This is a genomic window from Streptococcus halitosis, assembly GCF_003143695.2.
In the GTDB taxonomy this organism is placed as follows: domain Bacteria; phylum Bacillota; class Bacilli; order Lactobacillales; family Streptococcaceae; genus Streptococcus; species Streptococcus halitosis.
The window spans coordinates 45108-52999 of sequence record NZ_QEMY02000006.1; the positions used below are offsets into that span (position 1 = coordinate 45108).

The window sequence follows — 7892 nt, forward strand, 5'->3', positions numbered from 1 at the left end:
AGTCACTGTTGGAGCTGGGGTGAATTCCCAAGTACCGATAAAGTGGGCGTCTGCTCCATTGATGGTTTCGGATGTCTTATCATAGGACTTAAAGCTCCAGGTGCCTTCTGCGGTCTTCACTTCTGTTTGACTTGGTTGAGTCGGAGTCGCTTGACTACCGTCTTTCAAGTCTGTTTGGTCTGACGGAAGTACGGATTTCACTTCTTGCGGAAGTTCTTTTCCTGGCGTTCCACTTACAAACTCATGTGTTGCCTTGTAAGTTGGAGCTGGGGTGAATTCCCAAGTACCGATAAAGTGGGCATCCGCTCCATTGATGGTTTCTGATGCCTTGTCATAGGACTTGAAGCTCCAAGTACCTTCTGATGTCTTAACCTCTGTTTGACTTGGTTGCGTTGGAGTCGCTTGACTTCCATCTTTTAGATCTGTTTGATCTGCTGGAAGCAAGGCTTTTACTTCTTGTGGAAGCTCTTTTCCTAGAGTTCCACTGACAAACTCGTGTGTCGCCTTATAGGTTGGAGCTGGGGTGAATTCCCAGGTGCCTACGAAGTGTGCGTCTGCTCCATTAATAGTTTCAGATGTCTTATCGTAGGACTTAAAGCTCCATGTACCTTCAGTTGTTTTCACTTCTGTTTGACTTGGTTGCGTTGGCGTTGCTTGACTGCCATCTTTCAAGTCTGTTTGGTCTGCTGGAAGTAGGGTTTTCACTTCTTGTGGAAGCTCTTTACCCGGGGTTCCACTGACAAACTCGTGAGTTGCCTTATAGGTTGGCGCTGGAGTGAATTCCCATGTTCCTACGAAATGTGCATCTGATCCATTGATGGTTTCGGATGCTTTGTCATAGGACTTGAAGCTCCATGTACCTTCTGCTGTTTTCACTTCTGTTTGACTTGGTTGCGTTGGAGTTGCTTGACTGCCATCTTTCAAGTCTGATTGATCTGCTGGAAGTAGGGTTTTCACTTCTTGTGGAAGTTCTTTATTTGGAGTTCCGCTGACAAACTCATGTGTTGCCTTGTAAGTTGGAGCTGGGGTGAATTCCCAAGTACCGACGAAGTGGGCATCCGCTCCATTGATGGTTTCGGATGCTTTGTCATAGGACTTGAAGCTCCATGTACCTTCTGCCGTCTTCACTTCTGTTTGGCTTGGTTGCGTTGGAGTTGCTTGACTGCCATCTTTCAAGTCTGTTTGGTCTGCTGGAAGCAAGACTTTAACTTCTTGTGGAAGTTCTTTACCTGAAGTTCCGCTGACAAATTCGTGTGTCGCCTTGTAGGTTGGTGCTGGGGTGAACTCCCAAGTGCCTACGAAGTGTGCGTCCGCTCCATTGATGGTTTCTGATGCCTTGTCATAAGACTTAAAGCTCCATGTGCCTTCTGACGTCTTCACTTCTGTTTGACTTGGTTGAGTTGGAGTTACTTGACTACCATTAGACAAGTTCTTATCCGTCGCCGGAAGCAAATCTTTCACTTCTTGCGGAAGCTCTTTACCTGGAGTTCCACTGACAAATTCATGGTGTTTTTCGTAAAGAAGAGCAGTGCTCACCTGATTAGAAGGAGCTGATAAGTTATCAACATGCAAGGTTACAGTGTTGTTAATTTTTTCAGGTCCCTTTTCTTCCACTTTTTTGTTTGTAGCTGTTTTATAAGTGATAATAATCTCAGCGGCAGAATTTGATTTTATGTATTCAGGTGTCATTTTAACAGTAACTGTTTGACCTGACTTCTCAATCGTATAGTCACGTCCTTCTTGCAGAGTCACTCCACCTGATTCAACTTTAAGTTCTTTATAGTCCAAGCGATCATCAAAATTTTGAACCATTTCAATAGATGATGGAGCTGCTAAAAGGTCTTTACCTGGAACCGGAACTTTAAAAGTAGCCTTATAAGTTACATCCTGCCCCTCTTTAGCTGGAATCTCAGTAGGTTCTACCTCTAGGACTGGACTTGGGTCAATCTTTTCGACATAAAGCCCAAATACAGCCGAACAGGTTTCCGTTGATGAATAACCGAAATTCATGCTGTTACTATTTGATCGAAGAGCTAAACCCGAGATGTTATTTTCAGCATTACTACCATTTGTACTTTGTGTAGCAATCCATGAAGTATGATCACTTGTTTCTTCCTGCCGCAAGACATTGGCATTGTTCATTAATCGAAGGTTCACATCGTTCTTATAGTTTTTAACATAGAAGGTTTCCTTCAAATTGTTTGCATCAATTGCATCAATATCTGTTGGTTTCATGACCAATTTCAAGTCTGTTTCTGTCCCATCAGCATAGCGAATTTCGGCTGTAACATCAGCATCAATCCAAAACGCTTTATTCATGATGTAGTCATGATTCGCATCCACATAAGGAACATTCCCAATTTCAAAAGCATTACTTTCCCATAATTCAGAAATTGAGAAAAATTCGACAGTAGATTTTTGAGCACTATTCATTTCAGACTCTGCTTGAGCAGTATTTAGATAGTGAAGAGTGACCTTATTAAATTTTAAATAAGCATCTACTTGCTTTCCGTGAATGTTACTAATATTTGTGAATTTTAGAGATAAAGGATTTTCAAAAACTTGATCTTGTTTTTTACTTTTATCTACTTTGAGAGTAAAGTTTTCCATCTCACCTGGATAAGCACCCCCACTTAGATATTCATAATGGGGATTCGATAGATGAAACTGATCAACAGACTGTGATTTAGATAAAACACTAGCATTGTTAATATTTAAATTAAACTTACGAATATCCAAGGTAGAGATATCCGTTCCATTTTTAATCTCTTCTAATGCAGCATAAGACTGAACCGGAAGAAGAAAAATAGAAAAAAGTAAAACGACTAGGCCGATATAAGCCTTTGTTTTTCTACCTAAATTAGTAGAAAACGGCACTTTCATGCCTCTTCTCCATTTCATAATTAACCTCCAAACTAAAAATGATTTGTATACAATCATTTTAAAAAGAAATGTTCACCTCATTCTAACACAAAAAGGGGACAATTAAAAGTAGATTATAGATAAAAATTTATTATTTTGTATTAGTATACTATCATCGTTTACAATATATCAACTTACATATTTAATATACTGTGAAACTTTAAAAAGAAACTTTTTGGTTTATTCATAAAAATAATTTTTTCTGCTAATCACTATGCGATATCTCAGCCTTCACCTAAATAAAAAAGAACTCAAGAAAAATCTTGAATTCTTTTAAAAATTAAGTCTGTAAGACCTTTCAGATGAAAGTTTATTAGTCCTTCTTACGAACGACAAAGCCTACTAGACCGGCGATAAATAAACCAATCATTGAAAGAAGACTGGTAGAAGCTGTACCTGTGCTTGGTAGAACTTTCTTATCTTGGCTTGCAGTTTCTTCTTTCTTAGTGCTTTCAGCTTGGTTCCCTGTTGTTGCAGTATCATTCTTATTACCGTTGGTTGTTGTAGAGGCTACTTTCTTAGTTCCAACTTCAACAATCTCGTCTACTGCTGGAGTGGTGATTGTGTTGGATTTCTCAACACGATCTGTTTCTACTCCGTCTGTGTAAGTCACTGTGTAAACGATGGTGCGAACACCCTTCTTACCAGCAGCTTTCACTTGACGACTTCCTTCTGGAAGGTCTGCGTTCTTCACTTCTTTGACTTGGAAGGCAGCATCTTCTGTCTTGGTCTCTTCCTTAGTCGTTACAACTGGGGCTACTACTTTCTTAGTTCCTACTTCGACAACTTCGTCTACTGCTGGAGTAGTGATTGCATTTGATTTCTCAACACGACCTGTTTCAACGCCGTCTGTGTAAGTCACTGTTTCAACAATGGTACGAACACCCTTCTTACCAGCTGTTTTCACTTGACGACTTCCTTCTGGAAGATCTGGATTTGTGACTTCCTTAGTTTGGAAAGCAACTTCTTCTGTCTTGGTCTCTTCCTTAGTCGTTACAACTGGGGCTACTACTTTCTTAGTTCCAATTTCGACAACTTCGTCTACTGCTGGAGTTGTGATTGTGTTGGATTTCACCTCGCGGCCTGTCTCTTTTCCGTCTGTGTATGTCACTGTTTCAACAATGGTACGAACACCCTTCTTACCAGCTGTTTTCACTATACGAGTTCCTTCTGGAAGGTCTGGATTTGTGACTTCCTTAGTTTGGAAAGCAACTTCTTCTGTTTTCGTCTCTTCCTTAGTCGTTACAACTGGGGCTTCTACTTTCTTAGTTCCTACTTCAACGATCTCATCTACTGCTGGGGTGGTGATTGTGTTGGATTTCTCAACACGACCTGTTTCTACTCCATCTGTATAGGTAACTGTGTAAACGATAGTGCGAACACCATTTTTACCAGCTGTTTTCACTACACGAGTTCCTTCTGGAAGATCTGAATTGGTTACTTCCTTAGTTTGGAAGGTAACCTCCTCTGTCTTCGTTTCTTCCTTAGTGGTTACAACTGGGGCTTCTACTTTCTTAGTTCCTACTTCAACAATCTCATCCACTGCTGGAGTTGTGATTGTGTTGGATTTCACCTCGCGACCTGTTTCAACGCCGTCTGTGTAAGTGACAGTTTCAACAATCGTACGAACACCTTTTTGGCCAGCTGTTTTCACTCGGCGAACACCTTCAGCTAAGAGTGCATTTTCAACCTCACGAGTCTGAAAGGCAACTTCTTCAGTTTTGGTTACTTCCTTAGTGGTCACAACTGCTTTTGAACCGGTATAAGTAACCTTGTTTTTTGCAGCTTTCTTAGTCTTGCGTGAAACTTCTTTACGAGATTTTTCAACACCATCCACTTTTGTCACTTCATAAGTGACTTCATCGATACCTTCTTCACCTTCTTCAACACGCGTTTGACCTTTATCTAGTGCTGGGTCTGCTTTCGTTTCTTCTTTGAAAGCAACTTTCTCCTCTACAGTCACTGTTTCTTTGGTTTCTACAGCTGTTTTCTTAGTTCCAACTTCAATGATTTCTTCTACTGGTTCTTTAATTACCGTTTGGCTCTTTCTATCACGTTTTTTCTCAACGCCATTTACCAAAGTAACATCCCAAACAACTTTCTTCTGACCTTTTTCTCCCGCTTGTTTTACCTTTCGAGTACCTTCAGCGAGGTCTGCATTGTTTTCTGTCCGAGATGGGTAAGGAATCTCCTCAGTAGTTGTGACTTCTTGATGTTCTTCTTTTAAATCTCCCCCAGTGAGAAGCGCCTCAGCCTTAGCTTTTAAAGAATTGTAGCGAGCTTCAAGCACCGCAAAACTTTTTTGACCTTCTGGACTCTTCATTGCCTTCTTTGCAGTTTCAAAAAAATTCTTTGCTTCTTCTACGTCACCCTCTAGGAGTTCTTTATTCTCCTCATCTGGACTATCTGTAAAATCCTTAATTGAAGATTCTATACTATTAAGCATTCTTTTGAATGTATTTGCAATATTTCGCTCTTGTCCATCTGGAATTTCTTCATCTTCCGCTGGTGTCTCTTCCGCATGCACTGTTGGAATTTGATACAAGTCGGGAGCTACATGATAAGTAGCTACTCCAAGTGCATTTAAAGCAAGTATTGAAATCCCTAACTTTAATAATTTTTTTCTACTCATTATTCTTTCCTTAACACTTTCAATATACAGTAAGGAGAAGAGTAAAATTTTCTACTCTCCTCTTACTATATGATACTAACGTTCAGCTTTACGCTTCCAAACTAGAAGTCCAGCAAGTCCTAGAGCTAGGGCAGCAAGTACTCCAAAGATTGAAGAAGCTTCAGAACCTGTATTTGGCAATGTTTTCTTAGGTTCTGCAGGAGGAACGGTTCCACCTGGTGGCGGAGTTTGTGGTTTTTCTGGTGTTGGTGGTGTTGGTGGGAACACCACAACTTTGTTGGTAGTTTTTGGCTTTGGATTATGGTTAAAGCTTACTTCAGCTGTATTTGGTACACCACCAGTGAATTTTGTAAAATCTGTTCCTTCTTTGAAGTTAGTGTAAAGTACAAGACGTACGGTACTTCCCTTCAAGGCTTCAAGAACATCCTTGTCGCTGATTTCAAAAGTCACAACATTGCTAGTTTCATCGTAAGTAACAGTAGCAATTGCTTCTAAATCTTTACCTACTAATTCACCGCGGTCATTTGAAACTTTTGACAATTTATCAATAGCTGCTTGAAGCTTGGTTTGAGCTTCTTTTAGTTTCTTGATTTCATTTTCAAGTTTCTCTTGTTGTTGTTTCTTATCAGCTGGTGCCAATTCTGATTCTTTCTGAGCTGGCGCTTGAAGCTTAGCCAAGTTTTCTTCAGCTGCTTTCAACTCTACTTCCAAGCTTGCAAGATCTTGACTTAGCTCACTAGTTGCAGGTTTCTTATCTTCTGTTGCAGAAGAATCAGATGTAGCTGGTGTTGTTTCTTCAGCAGCTGTTGCTGGAGTAGCTGGTTTTGTCGCTTCCGCTGGTTGGGCTGGCTGCGCTGCCTTAGCCGCTTCCAACTTCGCTTTCAATTCAGCTACTTTAGCTTTCGCTGCCTTGAGTTCTTCCTTCTTACCAGTCTCTGTTGAAGTCTCTTCTGTTGACTTGCCTGTCAAAGCTTTGAGTTCTTTCTCTGCTTGATCAAGTTGAGCTTTAAGAGCTGCTTTGATCTTGTCAAACTGAGCGTTTTCAACTTTAAGAGCGATACGGTCTTTGTTGACTTTCAAGACTGAATCGATTTTATCAGTGATCGTAAAGCTAGTCAAGTCTGTCTTGATAAGACGACCATATTGATCCTTCTTAGCATTTCCGTTTTCATCTACTGGATCTGTTGGAACCGGTGTAGTGATATCGAATCGGAAGGTATCTAAAGCGTTTGGCAAGTGGTAATCTTTATCAGGTTTAGATCCATCTTCTGGTCCAACTGTCTTAGCAGGTTCACCTGGTGTCGGATTTGTTGGTTTTTCTGGGTCACGCGGTTTCACCGTTACTGGTTTTGTTCCCTTGTTACCAGATTGACCATTCGCATCCTTGAAGTTGACAGTTGCTTTGTTTGGTACCAATTGGTCCTTATAAGCTTTCAAATCGCTATTCGCTTTGAGTTTAGCTGGAATATACAATTGGATTTCTTTGAAACCTTTCAATCGAGCGAAATCTTTCACTTTCACAGTGACTGTATTTCCTTCAACACTTGTTTCAAGGGCACTATTTGCATCACGTCCATCTACATAAGCTACTGGTGTATCAGCGATTGCCAAGACAGATTCAAGTGTGTCCGTTACGGTGAACTCTTTGTACTTATCAATATCTTTTGGCAAAGTGGTATTGACATTATACATGTATGGTGCGTCGTATTCCACATCCAAGTGGTCCAAGGTACGGTTGATTTTCTTCGTAATTTCTGGTTCTGGTTCTTTTGGAACGACAACCGGAACTTTATTCGAATCTTTGTGTAGTCCTGGTCTATTTGGAATGTTTGCGTCATAAGAAGCCGTATTTGGAACAGTAAATCCACGATCTGTTAGATATGGAGTCAAATCAGCTCCCGCTTTAATCTTAGCAGTGAAGCTCAATTCAACAGCTTGACCGCCATTGGCTTTCACTTGTTCCTTTGTAAGCGTCAAGGTGATGGTTTGTCCTTCTACCTTGATTTGACTGGCATCAAGAGCTTGACCATTCAAGATTGCACTTGCTGAACCTGCATAATCAAGAACAGACTCAAGTGTGTCACTTACACTGAAGGATGATACATCTGTTGGGACACTTGTTTTCACGTTGTATGTGAAAATTTGGTCACGATCAGCAAGCGTTTCTTCAGCTTTAGTATTGACATCTTTCTTGATCACTGGTTCGTCTGGTGTTGGTGGCGTTACTGGGACTTCATTGGAGTCTTTCGTAAAGCCTGGTTTGTTTGGAAGATCTGCCTTGTAAGCTGCCTTGTTCGGAACCTTGATTGACTTATCTTCTGATAGGTAAGCAGACAAG

At 40.7% G+C, this 7892-nt stretch carries 2 protein-coding genes and 1 pseudogene; all 3 read right to left on the reverse strand.

The genetic code is table 11. The annotated features are described in order from the left end of the window. On the reverse strand, positions 1 to 2901 hold a 2901-nt coding region (locus DB729_RS09160), incomplete at its 3' end, for an isopeptide-forming domain-containing fimbrial protein (RefSeq protein WP_244201080.1). A 334-nt stretch (positions 2902 to 3235) separates the two neighbouring features. After that, positions 3236 to 5554, reverse strand: a complete 2319-nt coding sequence (locus tag DB729_RS09165; RefSeq protein WP_109290317.1) for a G5 domain-containing protein — start codon at positions 5552 to 5554, stop codon at positions 3236 to 3238. A 75-nt stretch (positions 5555 to 5629) separates the two neighbouring features. Next, positions 5630 to 7892: pseudogene (gene padA / locus DB729_RS09170) on the reverse strand (LPXTG-anchored isopeptide-forming adhesin PadA); the annotation flags it as partial.

Bases quoted from the DNA above. Each gene is read 5' to 3' on its own strand.
- DB729_RS09165 (WP_109290317.1), bottom strand. From the start codon at position 5,554: ATGAGTAGAAAAAAATTATTAAAGTTAGGGATTTCAATACTTGCTTTA.